This is a genomic window from Curtobacterium pusillum (assembly GCF_013359865.1).
GTDB classification, from domain to species: Bacteria; Actinomycetota; Actinomycetes; order Actinomycetales; family Microbacteriaceae; genus Curtobacterium; species Curtobacterium pusillum.
In genome coordinates this window covers 1-320 of record NZ_JABMCE010000001.1, presented here as the reverse complement: position 1 = coordinate 320, position 320 = coordinate 1, and the positions used below count along the sequence as shown (strand labels likewise).

At 74.1% G+C, this 320-nt stretch carries 1 protein-coding gene; it reads left to right on the top strand.

From position 1 onward, the window contains the following. Positions 1–85 (top strand): DALR anticodon-binding domain-containing protein (locus tag HP507_RS18480; protein WP_175349861.1); only part of this gene is annotated, 85 nt, incomplete at its 5' end. Positions 86–320: the final 235 nt, after the last annotated feature.

Below are 320 nucleotides of genomic sequence, written 5' to 3'. Positions count from 1 at the left end.
GCGCCTGTGGTTGAACGACGCCACCGGCCAGGTCGTCCGCAACGGCCTGGGCCTGCTCGGCGTGACGGCCCCGTCCCGCATGTAGCGCCGGCCGCCGCCGGCCGCCGCCGGGCCGCCGCCGGGTTCGCTGAACACCGGTGTTCGTGCGTGACACACCCGCATTCCGCGGTGTGACGCACGAACACCGGTGTCTTGCATCTGGGCCGCAGGCCGCCCTGGCAGGGTGGGACGCATGTCCGCAGCCACCGAGACCCCCCGGAAGCGCCGTCGCTGGCCCAGCGTGCTGATCGTCGTCGTGCTCGTCCTCGCCGCGCTCGTGG